Source organism: Nocardia iowensis, from assembly GCF_019222765.1.
GTDB lineage: Bacteria > Actinomycetota > Actinomycetes > Mycobacteriales > Mycobacteriaceae > Nocardia > Nocardia iowensis.
Genome location: NZ_CP078145.1, coordinates 6,911,374 through 6,928,180, shown reverse-complemented (window position 1 = coordinate 6,928,180; position 16,807 = coordinate 6,911,374). Strand labels below are relative to the sequence as shown.

Sequence of the window (16,807 nt, the reverse complement as noted above, 5' to 3'; positions counted from 1 at the left end):
CCTCCGACGGTACCGCTAAGGCTGCCCGTGGTTCTGCTGGCGGCCTGCTACGGCGGCGAACACGCCGTCGTCACCGAATACCAACTCGCCGAAGCGTTCTCCGATGCGGCGGTGAGTGGCGGTGTTTGGGTGGAGCTGGTCGGGCAGGGGCAGCTCGACGAAGTCCGGTTCGCCGTAGAGCGAACGGCCATCGAGATAGTGCAGGTTCGCGTCGTCGGCCGCGCGTTGCTTGGTGAGGCGGGCGAGTTCGTCGCGGATGATATTGAGGGTCAGCCGCCCGGCCGCCCGATCCGCCGGGTCACCGAGCGCGCGGAAAATCACTCGCTTGCCGTCGAATTCGAGGGTGCCGGGGCCCGGGGTGTCCTCGTGGATGGGGCAGAGGATGGGGGAGACGACCAGCAGCGGCGTGCTCGGGTGACCCTCGCGGATGGTGTCGAGGAAGCCATGCACCGCCGGGGTGAAGGCACGCAACCGCATGAGGTCGGTATTGACCAGGTTGATGCCGATCTTGAGGCTGATCAGGTCCGCCGGGGTGTCCCGGATGGTGCGCGCGACGAACGGATCGAGCAGGCAGTTGCCGCGCAGACTCAGGTTGATCAGGTCGACCCCGCCCCTGGCCGCGGCCAGCGCGGGCCAGGTCGCGGTCGGGCGGTCGGCGTTGGCGCCGTGGCTGATCGAACTGCCGTGGTGCAGCCACACCGGGCGGCCGCGGTCCGTGGCCAGCTCGACCGGTGCGTCGGTACGCAGCGCGACCAATTCGGTGATCTCGGTGTGCGGGAGCCAGATTTCGACATCCTTCGGGTCGGCGGACAGTCCGGTGAATCGGATGGTGCCTGCCGATCCGGGCTCGGTGACGGTGGATTGGGTGGCCATGTCGGTAATGTGCCGGGTGCCGCCCGGCACGCTGGCGCGACCGGCAGGCTCACCGTTCACGAGCAGTTCGTAGACGCCATTCGGAGGCGGCGGCGCGCCTTGATAGACGATTCTGGTGGGCAGCGCATCCAGCTCTATGGCGGTCGCCGCGGTCCGGAAGGCCAGCCGCACGCCGGTGGGTTGGGCCTCGACCATCGCCAGATAATTGTCGGGGAACTGCTTGCGCGCCCACGCGGGCAGCCGGTGTGGCAGCACGCCGTGTGCGGTGTGTTCCAGATCGAGCGCGCCACGCAGGATGCGGGATTCGATCGGGGTAGTGATCCAGTCTGTCATGGTGGGTTCCTTACGAGGTCGCGGAGAGTTACCGCGCCAGTCGGTATGTCCGGCGGGCGGTTTCCGAGAACATCGACGTCAGTTCGGTGTGTGAGGCGCCGGACGCGAGTCGTTTGAAGGTGTTCCACAGCGTCGCGTACCCGGTCCCCATCTTCTCCACGGGAAAGTTGCTTTCGAACATGCATCGCTGTGGACCGAAGGCATCTATGCAGGTGTCGAACCACGGACGCCATCGGGCGGCAAGCTCTTCCGAGGTCGGCGGCATGGGCGCGATGCGGTAGTCGTAGGCGGCGGCGGTGGCAAGGAGGCCGCCGAGCTTGCAGACCACGTTCGGCCGCCGCGCCACTTCCCGGATGCCGCGTTCCCAGGTGGCGAAGTGCTCGTCCCGGTCGACGGCGTAGGGGCCGAAGCCCAGGGGTGCGCCGCAGTGGTTGAGCACCAGCCGCAGGTCGGGAATCGCGTCGGCCAGCTCGGCGGCATCGGCGAGTTGGGGGAACAGGATCCACAGGTCGAGTGTCAGATCGCGGTCGGCGACCACCCGCGCGCAGTCCCGAACGGCGGGCTCGGCGAGCATATGCGGGCGAGCGCCGGGATGACCGAGCTTTATCGCTGCGCTCGCGTCCCAGCTCGCCGCGTACCGCAGGCCGCGGAAGCGACCCTGACCCGCGGTGATGTGGTGCTCGATGACGTTGTCGACGATGTCGGGCCCGAGGTCGAAGTCGGCGCGTCCGATGATCCCGGCGGCCACCCTGGTCGGGCCACCCGCCGCGTCGCTGGCGGCCGCCAAGGTCGCGATGCACTCGGTCTCGCCGACCGGCCGCAGCTCGGTGGGCCCGTCGGCTCGGTAGGCCGACATGCACTCGGCGTGGACCGTACCGATCACACGGTGGCCGCTGCCCGTGTCGGCGGCGAATTCCTCCAGCAGATAACGGAATCCAGGGTGGTACCAGAGGTGATGATGGGGGTCGATTATGGGCAATTCGGGCAACAGGATGTCTTCGGGCGCCTGTTGTGCCAGCCAGTTCTCGTCCGGCGGAAAGATTCGGCCGAACTCGGTAGGGCGCGTGGTGCGGGAAACCGGAGCGTTGGTGATGGAGGTCTGCCCTTGGTCGCACTCGCTAGCTGATTTCACAAGTATATACGCTAAACTACCTAGGACCACTAGGCAAATACCCTAGGCTTTACGCACATGAGGAGAACGGCATGGCACGCGCGAGGATGACTGGCGAAAGCTTGGTCCAAGCGGCGGCGGACCTGGCCGACGAGGTCGGCTTCGACAACGTGACCGTCTCGGCGCTGGCCCGACGACTCGGCGTCAAGGACGCCAGCCTGTACTCGCGCTTCGAGAACGCGCGCGACCTGCGGGTGCGGGTGGCGGTGCTGGCACTGGCGGAGCTCGCCGACCATGTCGCCGACGCGCTGGCGGGTCGTGCGGGCAAGGATGCGCTGGTGGCTTTCGCCAACGCCTATCGGGACTACGCGAAGAAGCATCCGGGCCGGTACGCCGCGACCCAACTCGACCTGGACCCGGAGACGGCGGCCGCCAGCGCGGCACGCCGCCACGCGGAGATGACCCGGGCGATCCTGCGCGGCTACGACCTGTCCGAGCCCGACCAGACCGATGCGATTCGCCTACTGCACGGCACCTTCTTCGGATACGTGAGCCTGGAAACCGCGGGCCGCTACCGCAGCCATCCCCGCGATGTGGAGGACTCCTGGTCCAGGGCCTTGGACGCCCTCGACGCGGTCCTCAGAAACTGGCCCCCGGCCGCGGCCTAAGGAGAGTGCAGCTGCTGCCAGAACTGACCGAGGGCCGCCGGGTTCTGCTGGATCAGGTCGCGGAAGCGTTCGATGAATCGTTGTTCGGCCTCGATCATTTCGAGCCGGTAGTGGTATTCGATGAGGAACAGCGGGTCGACGTCGTCGGCGGCGCGGATGAGGGAGCGTTGCTGTTCGGCTTGCTCGGCGAGGGTGAGTTGTCGCTGGGCCAGTAGCCCGGGTACTTCCTCCGGCGGCAACACCACGATCAACGACAGTGCCGCCTCGAATTGCCGGTGTTCGGTGCTCGGCACCGACACCATCTCCCGCATCCGCTCCAAGAGTCGGGACTTGCCGGATTCGGTGGGGCGGTAGATGGTGCGCTCCGGGCGCTGACCCGCGCGTTCGGTGTGCTGCGCTTCGAGATAGCCGGCCCGGGTCAATTGGTCGACCACCATATAGAGCGAAGCGTGCTTGTATTCGATGCTGCGGTCGGCGTTGCGCTCTTTGAGCAGCTTGCCGAGCTCGTAGGGGTGCATCGGCCGTTCGATCAGGTACGCGAGCACGACGAGGGCGAGCGGATTGTGCAGCGGGTCCCGCCGAGCAGCCACGGGACCCTCCTTCTACTCCTATACGTCGAGCACGATGCGCGCGCCGCGGGCGCGAGACACGCAGGGGTAGATGATATCGACGCGATCACGCTCATCGGCTTGCAGGACGTCGTCGCGGTGTTCGGGGATTCCGGCCAGCACCCGAGTGGCGCAACTGCCGCACACGCCGTCCTCGCAAGACAGGTCCACGGTGGGGTCGATGTCCTGGATGACCGACAGCAGGGTGCGGTTCTCCGGCACGCGGACCACTACACCTGAGCGTCGCAGCTCGGCCTCGAACGGGGTGTTCGGGGTTTCGGCGGCGCGATTGCTCGCGGCGAAACGCTCGGTGTGCAGGGTCCCGTGCGGGCACTGCGCCATCGCGGATTCCATTGCGGTGAGCAGTTCTTCGGGACCGCAGCAGTACACCGCGACGCCTTCGAGAGTGTTGCGGAGCAGGTCGTCCAGGTCCGGTCGGGGATGGGTGTCGGCGGGCAGCAGCGTGATGCGGTCCGGGTATTGGCGCGTGAGTGCGTCGGCGAATGCCATAGTCGGCAGGGATCGCCCGCGGTAGATCAGCCGCCAGTCCGCGCCTGCCTCGTGGAGCCGGTGGATCATCGGCAGGAACGGCGTGATGCCGATTCCGCCCGCTATGAACAGGTACGTGGCGGCCTCGACGAGGGGAAAGTTGTTGCGCGGGCCGCGAATATCGAGGTTCGTGCCTTTCGGCAAGTCGTGGATCTCGGTCGACCCGCCGCGACCGTCCGGTTCACGCAGCACGGCTACCCGATAGGTGCCGGTGTCGGCCGGGTCGCCGTACAGGGAGTATTGGCGCACCCGACCGGACGGCAGCACCAGGTCGATGTGTGCGCCGGGTTGCCACCTCGGCAATGCTCGGTCGCCGGCGGCTTGCAGGGTCAGTGCCACTGTGTCGTCAGCGATGGTGCGGGTATCGGCGATCACCGCCTGAATCTGCTGACTACGGCGACCGCCCTGGAGGAGTCGGCGGCCGCGTCTGGTCTTGCCGCCGGGCTTGTACAGCGAGAGCAGTACCGCCGCAACGAGACTGAGCGTTGAACCGCCGAAGCCCCAGCAGGCCACGTCGGCGGCGGAACCGAGTTGCGCGGTTGTGCCGCCGATCGCGGCCAGGTGCTCGGCCTCCGCCGCCGCGCGCTCGAGTGCGTCGTGCAGAAAGCCGAACGCCACGAACAGGATTCCCACCGCGATGGTGAGTTTGATGGCCACCCAGTAGTACCGGATCAGGCCCCAACTCGTGGTGATGCCGAGGGCGAGGCCGGTGAGGATCGTGGCGAAATTCGCCCACGGCAGCAGCGTGATGTCGAAGGTCGCCATCAGGTCATAGCTCACCCGGCTGGTCTCGATGTCGCTGGTGGTCATCGCGACCACCGAGATGGCCGCGACGGTGAGGGCGATACCGACCCAGCACGCCGAGGCGACCACATGCGCGGCAACGAGCGCCTTACGCGGCCTTGGCCGCAGCTGCCCGGCAAGGAGCGCCAGGATCGGCACAGTCAGCCAGGTCGCGAACATCGCTGTCAGGTCCCCGACGACAAATGCTTGCAGCACTGTCGATATGACCAGTAGCCAGCCGAGGGCGAGCGTTACCAGGCGCGGCGTGGCCGGTCGTGCGGTGAGCAGCACCGCGAGGCCGCCGCTGAGGGCGGCGAGCAAGTACCACATCGGGACGCGCATCGTCGGCAGGGCGGCGGGAAAGACAGGAGGCAGCACGGCGGCGGCGATGGCCAGGAACATGAAGCCGCACAACATGATTCGGGTACTGCGCGGCGGTGGTTCGGGACCGCGGGCGGGGGGCGTCTTCGGACGGGTGGGGGCCTGGACGGTCATGGGGCGTCTCCGCATACTCAATTAGTCGATATCGACTATTTGAGTATGTAGACCGGTTTCCCCGCTGCCATCAGGGATCACCCTGATTCGGTACCCGACGTCCGACGGGTGGCGGGTCTATCTGCGGCGCAACAAAACTCCGCGGATGAAGGCGGCCTGGCCCGCATGCTGGATGTCGTCGTCGACGACGCTGATCAGCCGGACGCCGAGGGTGACCGGGGGATCAAAGCGAGTGTCCACGACACGGGGGAGGTCGGCGTCGGTGAGTCCGGAGACGTAGTCGACCGTCCGTGCGTGCACCGCATCGTGATAGCCGAGGAGCAGATCCGCCGAGACCGCGCCGAGCTGGGCTACCTCGTCGGGATTGTCGCCATAGCCGGTGGCTGCGTCGTCGAACGGCAAGCCGAAGCGCTCGGCCCAGCCCGCCGCCGTCCAGACCTGCTCGCTACCCGCGGCGTCGGCGATGTGGTCGTCCTGCACCCGGGTCAGATGCCAGACCAGCCAGGCAATGGAGTTGGCGCCCGGGTCGAGTCGGGCCGCGAGCTCGTCGCGGGTCAGGCCGGGCACCGCTGCGTGGACGTTCTCTCGAACTCGGCCGAAGGCATCGACCAACAAATCAGCGCTAGTCATGATCGGGTCCAATCGTCTGGGAGCAGTTCATTATTCCCGCATCCGGTGGGGCGTGACACAGGGGGTGGTGGGGCCGCCGGGGCGATCGTGACCCATGTGCAGTGAATTCCGACGGAGCACCTCGTTAGGGGCGTGTGAATTTTTCGCGTCGGTACGTGCACGGATAGACTGGTGCGGTCCTCACCATTACTCTGACCGAACGACAGCAACGGGATGGACAACTGAGGGGTACGTCAGATTCGGACAATTGCCGGTGAGTCTCGAGAAGCCTTTCAAGAGAAACTACAGACAAATTAAGTTGGCCTACACAGCGTTGATAGATCCATTATTGCCATGGCAAACTGCCTGGTCATCGGCACTGTGGCCAGCGTGGGCGTAACAACTTGCGCACAGCGTTCTCGATATTAGAGCCGCATGTAACCTACGACACTTTCGTACCGCTTCGGCTATCTCTTGTGGCGGGTTAGGGTCTTTTGGCGTGTCGCGCGCGCGAAATCAGTTCACCGGATCACCTGACAATTCTTGCGATGCAGCGGAGGTATCACACCAGTGGGTAGACGACTATTTCGGCCGGTCGGCGGCGGTAGGAAATTCAGGCCGATCCTTGCGATGCTGGGCGCGCTGACGATCAGTGCTGTCATGGCCTCCGCCGGGACGGTCACCGCGCACGCCCAGCCGATCTATCCGAATCCGGACCCGGACCCGTTCTACGCCGCACCGGCGGATATCGCCAGCAAGGCGCCCGGGGACGTGCTCGAGACCCGTCCGATGCCGCCGCTGTTCTTTTTTCCCACCGCCACGGTCACCCTGATCAAGTTCCGCTCGACCAACTCCCAGGGCAAGCCGATCGCGGCGACCACCACGGTGGTGACCCCGCGCGGTCACCGGCCGGACGCGCCGCTGCTGTCCTTCCAGCACATCATCAACGGGCTCGGCACCCAGTGCGCGATCTCGCACTCGCTCTACGCCAACGATCCGAACTTCATCGTCCCGTTCGCACCGGTGTTGAACGTCGCGCTGCTGCGCGGGTGGACCGTCACCCTGCCGGATCACCTCGGCCCGACGAGTGCTTATGGCGCAGCGAAATTGGGTGGCCAGATCACCCTCGACGGGGTCCGCGCCGCGCAGCGACTGCCGCAGCTCGCTGTCGGCAAGAGCCCGGTGGCGCTGGCCGGCTACTCCGGTGGCGGCATGGCGACCGCCTGGGCCGCCGCGCTCGCGCCGAAGTACGCGCCGGAGCTGAACATCGTCGGCGCCGCCGAGGGCGGTACCCCGATGAACTTGACGACGATGGGCTGGGCCATCGGGCACAACCAGCACCCGGCGTTCGGCCTCGGCATGGCCGCGGTGCTCGGGATGGAGCGCGAGTATCCCGACCGGCTGCCGATCAGCAGCGCGTTGAACGAGAAGGGGCTCGCGGCCGCCAGGTCGATCGCCAACAGCTGCACCAACGAACTGCTCGCGAAAGGTGTCGGCCACAGCCTGCCGGAGTACGCGAAAGACCTTGTCCTCGCGCATGATCCGAAAGCCTGGGCGGTGGCCGACGAGAACAGCGTTGAACTCTACGACGGCGTGCCCGACGCGCCGATCTTCGAATGGCATTCCCCGCAGGACAACGTCATTCCGCTGGATGCGATCACCAACACCGTCCACCGCTACTGCCGCGCGGGCGTGCCGGTGGAGTCCGAGCTGTTCCCCAGCCCCGACCACCTCACCGCCGCCGTACTCGGCTTCCCCTCGATGATCAACTGGCTCGACGGCCGATTCGACGGCAGACCCGCCCCGAGCAATTGCGCGTAACGGGCTGTCCCTGAAGAAGAAGTCACCTCCAGACTGATCAGATAGTTCCTTCGCGAGTACCAACGCAATCCCGGCGAGGCCGATCGGCGCAACCAGTGCGCCGATCGGCCTCGCCGAGCACCTGACTCGTTCCGCACCGGGATCGAATCGCCAAGGTATGGCGGGCCGATGGTCCTCAGTGGCCGTACCAGTCGTAGTAGGACGCGACTGCGGGTTGACCGGTGTAGCCAGGGCCAGCCTTGTCGTCGGCTCCGCGATAGACGGCCGAGAAATGTAGTGGCCGAGGGCCGTGGGCCGAGATGCGGTGGTTGCGGCGGTCGTAGGTCAGTCCGGCGGCGCGGAGGTTCGCCAGAACCTTGCGTGCTGCCGAGGAACCGTCGGGGTGCCGGATGGAGTGCGGGTCGAAGTGGGCAACGAACGATCCGCCGGGTGCTGTCCACTGCGCCATCGCTGACAGCAGGGCCAATTTGTCGCCGATGTAGTGCAGGCCGTGTACGCAGGTAACCAGGTGAGCGGTGTCCTTGGGGCGCCATTCGTGCGCGCTGGCCGCGATCAGCCGCAAACGTGGGGTGCGTGGGGTCGCGAGAAAGTAGTCGATCAGGTCGATTCCGAGCAGCGAGACGTCGGCCGTGGGGAATTCCCGTGCGAAGAGTTCCTCCGTCTCCAGCAGTGCCCGTCCCGAACCGCAGCACATGTCGATCCAGCTGATCGAAGCACCCGCATCGCCCCGCAACGTATCGACCAGCCGCTGGTAGGGATCGAACCCGAGGTCCCGCGCATAACTGTTCACCCCGGACAGCCCCCGCCCACGGTTCATCGCATTGTTCGCCACCACCGACGATCTCTCCAACGCACGGTCATCGAGAAGGCGAACGAATTCTCCTGTCACCAACCCATTCTCGGCCACCACCATGATCAGCGGAACATCGTGGCGGCGTCGCCCGAGAGCGGTCCGCCACCATGTCCCGTTGATCATGAACGGGCCCGTGCCGGGCGGGTGGGGCGGTTTGGGGGAGGGCGCTGATGATCTCTGGTCTGGAAATGTGTGAGACAGGGTGTTACCGTTAACGTGTGTCACATTAACCTCGACTGGATATGAGGTAGACGTCATGGCAACACAGTCGGCAACGGCGCCGTCTCGGACCGCGTACGCGGCGATCCTGACGACGCTCTCCGAAGGCTCGGTGAACAAGCACTTCGATCCATACACCGAGATCGACTGGGAGTCCCCCGAGTGGGCGGTGATACCGAACGATCCACGCTGGATCCTTCCGGCTTCGACCGATCCGCTCGGCGCTCATCCTTGGTACCTGGCGCTCCCCGAAGAGCGCAAGATCGAGATCGGGATGTGGCGGCAGGCCAACATCGCGAAGGTGGGTCTGCAGTTCGAGGAACTGCTGATCGGCGGCGTGATGAACTACCTGTTCGCCGTGGTGCCCAACGGCTCCGGCGAATTCCGGTACCTCAACCACGAGGTCGCCGAAGAAATCAACCACACCCTGATGTTCCAGGAGATGGTGAACCGCATCGGTGCGGATGTGCCCGGCATGGGCCGGATCATGAAGCTGCTCGGACCGCTGGTGCCGCTGCTCGGCCGATTCTTCCCGACCACCTTCTTCGTCGCCGTTCTCGCGGGCGAGGAGCCCATCGACCACGTGCAGAAGCAGGTATTGCGTGCGGGCGAGGACGTGCATCCGATCATGCGCGACGTGATGCGGATCCACATCGCCGAGGAAGCGCGGCACATCGCCTTCGCGCACGAATACCTGCGCCACCGGGTGCCCAAGCTGGGTCGGGTGCAGCGCGGCACACTGTCACTGGCTTACCCCATCATCATGTTCATCGCCTGCGACTTGATCGTGAAGCCGCCTCGTTCGCTGTTCCGGGAGTTCGACATCCCGCGCGGCATCCGCCGAGAACTGTTCTGGCGCAGCCCCGAAGCCCGGGCTCGGCGACGTGACTTCTTCGGTGAGGCCAGAATGCTCGCGGCGGACATCGGTTTGCTGAATCCGGCCGCGAAGCTGGCGTGGCGGATCCTGCGGATCGACGGCAACCCGGCCCGCTACCGCGGCGAACCCGTACGCACCCACTCCTGAGTTCGCGAGACCCCGGCGCTCACCCCCAGGCGCGCCGGGTTCCCGGCATGCCGGTGCGTCCCTGCGCATCCGGTACCACTCCGAGCACTTGGTGTAGCCCGAGGCCGCCGTCTTCGAAACCCAGAGCCGAGGCGGCCATGTAGAGCCGCCAGATTCGGGCACGCCCTTCGCTGGCGAACGAAACCGCTTGATCCCAAGCGTTTTCCAGGTTAGCGACCCAGGCGCGCAGGGTCAGCGCGTAATGCTCGCGCAGCGCCTCGACGTCGCGGACCTCGAATCCGGCGCGCTCCATCGCCAGCACGACTTCACCCACATCGACCAGCTCACCGTCCGGGAAGACGTAGCGGCCGACGAACGAGCGATTGCGCATGATCGAACCGCCGGGCGAGGAGATCGCGTGGTTGAGCAGGCGGCCCTCGGGGCGCAGCAGCGCGCGCAGGGTGTCGAAGTACTCGGCGGCCCGCTTGGTGCCGACATGCTCGAACATGCCGATCGATGAGATGGCGTCGAACTCTTCGCCGCGCAGGTCCCGATAGTCGGCAAGCCTGATCTCGACCCGCCCCGACAAGCCGGCGTCGGCGATTCGCTTGCGTGCGAGTTCGACCTGAGCGCTACTGATCGTCACACCGACCACCTGCACGCCATAGGTCGAGGCCGCGTGCATCGCCATCGAGCCCCAGCCGCAGCCGACATCCAGCAGCCGCATGCCCGGCTTCAAGCCGAGCTTGAGGCAGATCAGATCGTGCTTGGCGCGCTGCGCGTCGTCCAGCGAAATGCTGCCGTTCGCACCGTGACAACCGTCGTCGTCTTCGGCGATGAAGCGCGCGCACGAGTACGTCATGCTCGGCCCGAGCACCAGCCGGTAGAAGTCGTTGCCCACGTCGTAGTGATGACTGATCGCGGCCGCGTCCCGGCGTTTGGTGTGCAGCGGGCCGCGCCGGGGCCGGGCCTCCTCGGGCGGTGGGGCCGGTCGGCGGCCGAGCGCGCCGAGTTGGCGGGCGGCAGCGAGGGCCTGCCATGCGGCATCGAGGCCCAAGTTGGCATCGCGGGGGGCGGTCGACTGGAGTGATCGAAGGAGCGTGAAGATGTCACCGTCGAGGTCGACCGCGCCGGAGACGAAGGCGCGCCCGAGTCCGAGTTCGCCTGGCGCCCAGACCAAATGGCGCAATGCGTCCTTGGACCGCACCCGCATAGTGCCTGCGCAGGCACCTTCGGGTTCGATCGCGCTGCCGTCCCAGAATTCGAACCGCACCGGCGAATGGGACCCGAGCGCTGCCCGCGCCAATGGTTCGAACGCGGCCGCGGCCGTCGTCTTATTGCCCATATGACCACTATGGCCCGCCCCACCCGCCGAGAACGGTAGCGACTTGGTGTTTCGGCCTGAACCGAATCATGGTGCGCCCGCGACCCGCTCCTTCTTAGGCTGCTGAGCAGTGACGATGAGGAGTTCAGCGATGGTGAAGGACATAGCGGTGCCGGGCGAAGGCGGCGTCGTGACCGCGGTGGCACGCATGGCCGACAGTGTGGTGGCGGAATGGAAGCGGGGCAGGCAGCGGTTGCACCGGAAGTGGCCGCGGCGGGTCGAGTGGGTAGCGCAGGAGTCGCTGATCCGCCCGAACGCCGACGATATGTTGGAGCGGCTGGATCCGCTCAGCGCTGTGCGGTGGCGAGGTTCTCGGTGAGCGCGGGTACCGTGACGCGGTATCGAGTCGGAACGATGCGGGGCAGTACATGAAGCGGATCTTTTGCACGCCTGACGATTTGATGCGCATCCGCGTCGGGGCACCGCTCGGCGCCATCGGCGAAACCATGTTGGCCACCCGGGTCATGCAGCGCAGGAACGCTGCCGGGTTCGCGGGCTGGCGCAGTCAGGTACGCCGCGCGATGCCCGCCGACTTCGGTGTGCTCGCCGATATTCTTCCCGCCGACGATTCGTTCCTCGATCTGATCACCGCCACCCGCGGCGCCCGAACCATGGCCGCGGGTATCGAGGCGTTGCATCTGGCTTCCCGCGACGAGTTGCGGCTCGAGGTGGAGTGCGTGATTCGCCGCCGGGCCGGAAAAGGGCAGCGGCCGCTGCCCGCGTGGACGGCGGAACTGTCCGATCGGGACGGCACGGCGCGCCGCACCGTCGCGGCGGCCGCGGAGTCGTTCCACTCGGTGGCGTTCGCCGGTCGCTGGGCGCATATCCAGTCCTATCTCGAAGTGGCCGCCGAACGGATGGCACGCACAATCGCCACCGAAGGCGTCGAACGGCTGTTTGCCGGACTGCACCCCTATGTGCGCTGGCGTGCGCCGGTGCTCGAAGTACACCGCCAGACCAACTGCCACGACGAGCATCTCGACGGACGCGGGTTGGTTATCATTCCGTCCCTGTTCGCCTGGCCCGAACCGATCACGCTGCATTCCGTGGTGGACCAGGACGCGCCGATGACGGTGATCGTCCCGGTGCTGCGCGACATCGCCGACTTCGCGGCCGTCTGGGGACCGCGCGAGACCAACGAGGCGTTGACGGCCTTGCTCGGCCGGACCCGAGCGGCGGCCCTGCAGGTGATCTCGGAAGGCTGCAGCACCACTGAACTGGCTCGGCAACTAGGGGTTTCCCCCGCGACGGCGAGCGAGCACGCGTCGATCCTGCGCGAGGCCGGGCTCGTCGACAGTTGGCGGCACCGCAACGCCATGCGCCACGAGGTCACTACCCTCGGCGCGGCCCTGCTGGACGGCAACCTGGGTAGTAGCGCCCGCATCGCCTGACTCGTTCACCAGCGCGGCGTCCAAAGCCGCGGAAGTTCGCGCCGTCGGCGATTTACGGTTCGAGGTGGCCGCCGCGCCGGTGTCCGCGACATTGAGCATGCTGAATTTGGGTATCTTCCCGTCCGCTTTGGCATTCACCATGGGCATACGCGCTCGGCCGAACTATCGCGGGCCGGATGGGTGTCACGGTTTACGCGGTACTCGCTTTCGTGATGCTGATGTCGTGGATCGCGCTTCGGGAAGTGCCGAGCCTGCTGACGGTGGTGGTGGTTTGATGTGCCTGGCCGGAGTCGCGATCACCCGGTCTCGGCGTCAATCGCCCGAAGAGGCAGTGGCACAAAGGTTTTCGACTACGAGGCAGTTGACGGTTCGCGAGTGGGCGCGATGGTCCTTGGACGGTGCGGCAGCTGTGGTGACCGGTGGCGTTTGGTCGGAGTCCCGCAGGCGTGGTGAGGAGTGTGTCGTCGGAATCGGTTCAGCCGGTCGCCTACGATTGTCGCGGCTGACGACACGGGTGCCGCGACGCCGATAGTCGGGCAGGTGAATTCGAGACCGACTGGAGGAGTTGCCTTGGCAGACGATCGGGTGCAAGCGCCCGCGAGGGTGGGGCAGCGACGCTGGCCGCGTCGGCTGCTCGGCGTGAGTATTGCCGTGGTCACCGGGCTGGCGCTGGTCGTGGTCGGGGCCAATATCCGGCTGTGGATGCTGTCGTCCGGGCACCGATTCGGTCCCGACACCGCGCCGACGGTTCCGGTGGTGATCGTGCCAGGGGCAATGGTCGCACCGGACGGCACACCCATGGCGTACCTACGTGGCCGACTGGATGTCGCGATAGAACTGGTGCGATCAGGAAAAGCCAGCGAGATCCTGGTCTCCGGCAACGCGGCGGGCACCTCAGGCGACGAAATCGCCTCGATGTCGAACTATCTCGCCGCCCACGGCATCGACGCAGCCCGCGTCCGATCCGACGGCGAGGGCCTATCCACTCGCGCAACCTGCGAACGCGCCAACCGCTTGTTCGGCATCAACCGCGCAATCATCGTCACCCAATACCAACACGTCCCCCGAGCCGTAGCTCTATGCCGCGCCGAAGGAATAGACGCCGATGGAGTAACCGCCTACTGCGACTGCCGCCGAACAACCCTCATACGCAACAACCTCCGAGAATGGCTAGCCGCCCCCAAAGCCCTAACCGCCATCCTCCGCCACTAACCCCACCGCACATAGGCCGCCGCACCGCCGCACCGCCGCGCCGCGCACTGACCCGCCGCACCGCACACACTTCGCGCACCGCGCACACTTCGCGCACCGCGCACACTTCGCGCACCGCGCACACTTCGCGCACCGCGCACACTTCGCGCACCGCGCAGCCTCGGACTACCGCATCCCTTCTCGGGATCCGCACCCATTCTGGGCGCCCACTATGGGCGCAGATCCCGAGAACCGGTGCAGCGAAGCCGACAGCGCCCCATTTCACGATCGAACGGGACCTGGTGGTGGACCTACTCGCACGATGCCACCGTCACGTCCCGTTGATCATGGTTGGCGCACGGGTGAGCCGCCCCGTTCGTGATCAAGGGGACATGGTGGCGGGTCCGCTCGCGCGGTGCCGCCATCATGTCCCGTTGGGCATGGTTGCTGGGTTGGGTCAGTTGTCCGGGGGGAATTGGCCTTCGGCTTGGACGGTGGTGCCGTTGAGGGTGAAGGTGACCCAGTTCGGGCCGCCTGAGGGGCAGCAGAGTGCGTCTTGGGGGGTGACCCAGCGGTACTCGAGTGCGACCCGGTTCTTGGTGCTCTGGTCGTGCACCGTGGTGTAGCCGTAGGGCTTGGAGGTTGCGGTGCCCAGGTAGGTGCCGTTGGTGAAGAACAGGACGTGGTAGGCGGGGTGGCTGCCCTTCCAGTCCACCAACATCCACGACAAGACGCCGTCACACCCGGCGCTGATCGGGTCGGTGCTGGCCTCCTCGATGACCCACGGGTAGCCCTCTTTGTTCGGTGCCAATCGGGCTACCGCGGAGCGGGCGAGTTCGGAATTCAGGTCGAAGCACAAGCCGTGTCCGCTGCCGTACGGGCCTTGGCCGGCGGCCGGTGGCGGGGCGGGCGCGGGTTCCTTCTGGTCGACCGGCACGCTCGCGGGCGGTGGTGCGTTGGTGAACTCCGGTGGGTTCGGTTGCGCGGTAGGCGGATTCGCGGGCTGACCGGCGTCGCCCGGCTGGGCGGGCGCGGGGGCGTTGGTGATCGCGCTGGGGGAGGTGGGAACCGCCGACGGGATCGGCGTTCTGGTGGCTTGCGGTGTCGAGCTCGAGTCGCAGGCGGTGGCGCCGAAGACGACGCTCGCGGCCAGCGCGACAAAAGCTGATGACTTGACGTTCATGGAACCCCCGGATCGGTGTGGTGGGTATGTAGTTGTTCTGAACTGCGGTGTCCTGGCAACTGCTCCGGTTTCCCGAAGCACGAACGCGGTCCTCCGCTCCGCGTCCGTGCGTAGACACACGGGAATCGGCTGAATTGCCCGGCTTGTTACTTAGTTTCACGAGCAATCGAGCACAGCAAAAATAGTGCCCCCACCGTCGGGGGCACCGACGCAGGAACGCGAATTGTCGCCATTGCCGAGTGTCGTGTTGATCAGGTGACCACGCCTGAGGAAGATGCTGATCGCCGCGCAGTACCGGTGACCTGCCTCAACCAGTCAGCGACAACGCCGCCCGAGGAATGGACGTTCATGCGCAAGTCGAGGTTCCCCGTGGTGCTGTCCGGGGTGCTGATCGCTGCTTCGGTGGTCGCCGCCGCCCTGCTGTACGACGCGCACGGCACGGAGGACGCGGGCGCCGCCGCACCGGATATCGGCTCGGCAGGCGGCTTCGATCCCGCATTCACCGCCCGCATCGCCCAGGCCGAGGCGTACGCGAAGAGTCGCCCCGGGTTCACCGGAATCGTGGTGCGCGACCGCCGGACGGGTGCGGCGTGGCGCAATCCCGATGCGGCGACGCCGATCTGGGCATGTTCCACCCCGAAGCTGGCGATGGCGGTCGACCTGCTGCTGCGCGACGACTCGGGCGCGATCGCACTGACCGCAGAGGATCGCGAGCTGATGCACCGGATGCTGCATTCCAGCGACAACGACGCGGCGACGACCCTGTGGGACCGCTACGGCGGTGAGCAGACCTTCGCGCCCCGATTCCGACTATTCGGCATGACAGATCTCAGATTCGCCGACCAGCATCCGGATTCCTGGGGTTGGATCTTGGCGACAGCGAACGATCTAGAGCAACTGATGCACTTCGTACTCGAGGAGTTGCCCGCACGGCACCGAAACTACCTCGTCGGCGAGCTGCGCTCGGTCGACGGTGGGGATTCGTTCGAAACCAACCAGCGATGGGGTGTCTGGGGTGCGGGCGCGCAAGCGACCCCGGGCAACAAGAACGGCTGGTCCAACGACAACGACGATGGATCCTGGCTCGTGAACTCCGTGGGGTTCGTCGGCCCCCGTGAGCAATTCACCGTCGCCATCATGAACAACACCCAGCGGGTCGAGGACGGCTACGAGGTCGGCAGGGAGACCGTCACCAAGGTCAGCGAGATCCTGTTCAAGGACTACTTCGACGGGCGGTAGGGCGGTGCGACGCCCCAACCCCAGTGCGGCATAGGCGCTTTCAGCGGGGGTTCGGCGCCGGGCTGTGAATTCGCGTGGGCCAGCCGGGTGCCCCACTCGATGTAGGAGGCGAAGGCGGCGCGGAATTCCGGGTCGTCGGGCAACCCGACCTCGTCGGCGGCATCCATCAGCAGGTTCACCCACCGGCGGCGTTGCGGCTCGGTGATCGCCTTGCCGAGATGCTGGCGGACCATGTGCGAGTAACCGCCGCGTTGTGTGCTGTAGCTGTCGGGCCCGCCGAAAACCTCGGCCAGCCACATCGCGACGTACTTCGGGTGACCCGGATCCATGCCACGGAACAGCGGACCGACCAGATCGTCCCGCAGGACTTCGCGATAGAACACTTCGGTCAGCGCCTCGAAAGCCGCGGTGCCGCCGGCCCATTCGTACAGGCTCGGCACCGCGTCGACGGTCGCCTCTGCTCCGCTGGTTGCCTCCGTCATCGCCGACTCCGA

16 protein-coding genes are annotated in these 16,807 nt (G+C 66.4%); 7 read left to right on the top strand and 9 right to left on the bottom strand.

Going from position 1 to position 16,807, the window contains the following annotated elements; genetic code table 11:
* Positions 1-15 precede the first annotated feature (15 nt).
* Positions 16-1,206 carry a GDSL-type esterase/lipase family protein gene (locus KV110_RS31955; RefSeq protein ID WP_218470891.1) on the bottom strand — a complete coding sequence of 397 codons (1,191 nt, stop codon included), beginning with the start codon at positions 1,204-1,206 and terminating at the stop codon, positions 16-18.
* 28 nt (positions 1,207-1,234) lie between these two features.
* On the bottom strand, positions 1,235-2,338 hold the full coding sequence (locus KV110_RS31950; RefSeq protein ID WP_246634115.1) for an amidohydrolase family protein: 1,104 nt from the start codon (positions 2,336-2,338) through the stop codon (positions 1,235-1,237).
* A 71-nt stretch (positions 2,339-2,409) separates the two neighbouring features.
* Here KV110_RS31950 and KV110_RS31945 point away from each other — a divergent pair, with 71 nt between their 5' ends.
* A complete protein-coding gene (locus KV110_RS31945) occupies positions 2,410-2,985 on the top strand; it encodes a TetR/AcrR family transcriptional regulator (protein WP_218470890.1) in 576 nt (191 codons plus the stop codon).
* On the opposite strand, the gene KV110_RS31940 is transcribed toward KV110_RS31945, so the two are convergent.
* From KV110_RS31940 to KV110_RS31930, 3 genes are all read right to left on the bottom strand, one after another.
* Complete coding sequence (locus tag KV110_RS31940; protein WP_218470889.1) at positions 2,982-3,575, bottom strand: PadR family transcriptional regulator; 594 nt, start codon at positions 3,573-3,575, stop codon at positions 2,982-2,984. The two genes, KV110_RS31945 and KV110_RS31940, sit on opposite strands and share 4 nt — an antisense overlap.
* An 18-nt stretch (positions 3,576-3,593) precedes the next feature.
* A complete protein-coding gene (locus KV110_RS31935) occupies positions 3,594-5,420 on the bottom strand; it encodes a PDR/VanB family oxidoreductase (protein ID WP_246634114.1) in 1,827 nt (608 codons plus the stop codon).
* Between the two features lie 117 nt (positions 5,421-5,537).
* Positions 5,538-6,050, bottom strand: coding sequence for a mycothiol transferase (locus KV110_RS31930; RefSeq protein ID WP_218470888.1), 513 nt, complete (start codon positions 6,048-6,050; stop codon positions 5,538-5,540).
* A gap of 609 nt (positions 6,051-6,659) precedes the next feature.
* On the opposite strand from KV110_RS31930, the gene KV110_RS31925 reads away from it, so the two are divergent.
* On the top strand, positions 6,660-7,850 hold the full coding sequence (locus tag KV110_RS31925; protein ID WP_218470887.1) for a lipase family protein: 1,191 nt from the start codon (positions 6,660-6,662) through the stop codon (positions 7,848-7,850).
* Between the two features lie 175 nt (positions 7,851-8,025).
* On the opposite strand, the gene KV110_RS31920 is transcribed toward KV110_RS31925, so the two are convergent.
* A complete protein-coding gene (locus tag KV110_RS31920; protein ID WP_246634113.1) occupies positions 8,026-8,739 on the bottom strand; it encodes a class I SAM-dependent methyltransferase in 714 nt (237 codons plus the stop codon).
* Positions 8,740-8,959: 220 nt separating this feature from the next.
* Between KV110_RS31920 and KV110_RS31915 the strand changes: the two genes are divergently transcribed.
* Positions 8,960-9,946: an AurF N-oxygenase family protein gene (locus KV110_RS31915; RefSeq protein ID WP_218470886.1), complete on the top strand. Its 987-nt coding sequence runs from the start codon at positions 8,960-8,962 to the stop codon at positions 9,944-9,946.
* Between the two features lie 19 nt (positions 9,947-9,965).
* Here KV110_RS31915 and KV110_RS31910 read toward each other — a convergent pair whose 3' ends face one another.
* Positions 9,966-11,270 carry an SAM-dependent methyltransferase gene (locus KV110_RS31910; protein WP_218470885.1) on the bottom strand — a complete coding sequence of 435 codons (1,305 nt, stop codon included), beginning with the start codon at positions 11,268-11,270 and terminating at the stop codon, positions 9,966-9,968.
* 130 nt (positions 11,271-11,400) lie between these two features.
* Between KV110_RS31910 and KV110_RS31905 the strand changes: the two genes are divergently transcribed.
* From KV110_RS31905 to KV110_RS31895, 3 genes are all read left to right on the top strand, one after another.
* Complete coding sequence (locus tag KV110_RS31905) at positions 11,401-11,628, top strand: hypothetical protein (protein ID WP_218470884.1); 228 nt, start codon at positions 11,401-11,403, stop codon at positions 11,626-11,628.
* A 49-nt stretch (positions 11,629-11,677) separates the two neighbouring features.
* Positions 11,678-12,700: an ArsR/SmtB family transcription factor gene (locus KV110_RS31900; RefSeq protein WP_218470883.1), complete on the top strand. Its 1,023-nt coding sequence runs from the start codon at positions 11,678-11,680 to the stop codon at positions 12,698-12,700.
* Positions 12,701-13,270: 570 nt separating this feature from the next.
* Positions 13,271-13,912: a SanA/YdcF family protein gene (locus KV110_RS31895; RefSeq protein WP_246634112.1), complete on the top strand. Its 642-nt coding sequence runs from the start codon at positions 13,271-13,273 to the stop codon at positions 13,910-13,912.
* Positions 13,913-14,348: 436 nt separating this feature from the next.
* On the opposite strand, the gene KV110_RS31890 is transcribed toward KV110_RS31895, so the two are convergent.
* Positions 14,349-15,074, bottom strand: coding sequence for an LppP/LprE family lipoprotein (locus KV110_RS31890; RefSeq protein WP_218470882.1), 726 nt, complete (start codon positions 15,072-15,074; stop codon positions 14,349-14,351).
* A 348-nt stretch (positions 15,075-15,422) separates the two neighbouring features.
* On the opposite strand from KV110_RS31890, the gene KV110_RS31885 reads away from it, so the two are divergent.
* Complete coding sequence (locus KV110_RS31885; RefSeq protein WP_246634111.1) at positions 15,423-16,313, top strand: serine hydrolase; 891 nt, start codon at positions 15,423-15,425, stop codon at positions 16,311-16,313.
* Here the strand turns inward: KV110_RS31885 and KV110_RS31880 are convergent.
* Complete coding sequence (locus KV110_RS31880; RefSeq protein WP_218470881.1) at positions 16,295-16,795, bottom strand: group II truncated hemoglobin; 501 nt, start codon at positions 16,793-16,795, stop codon at positions 16,295-16,297. The two genes, KV110_RS31885 and KV110_RS31880, sit on opposite strands and share 19 nt — an antisense overlap.
* Positions 16,796-16,807: the final 12 nt, after the last annotated feature.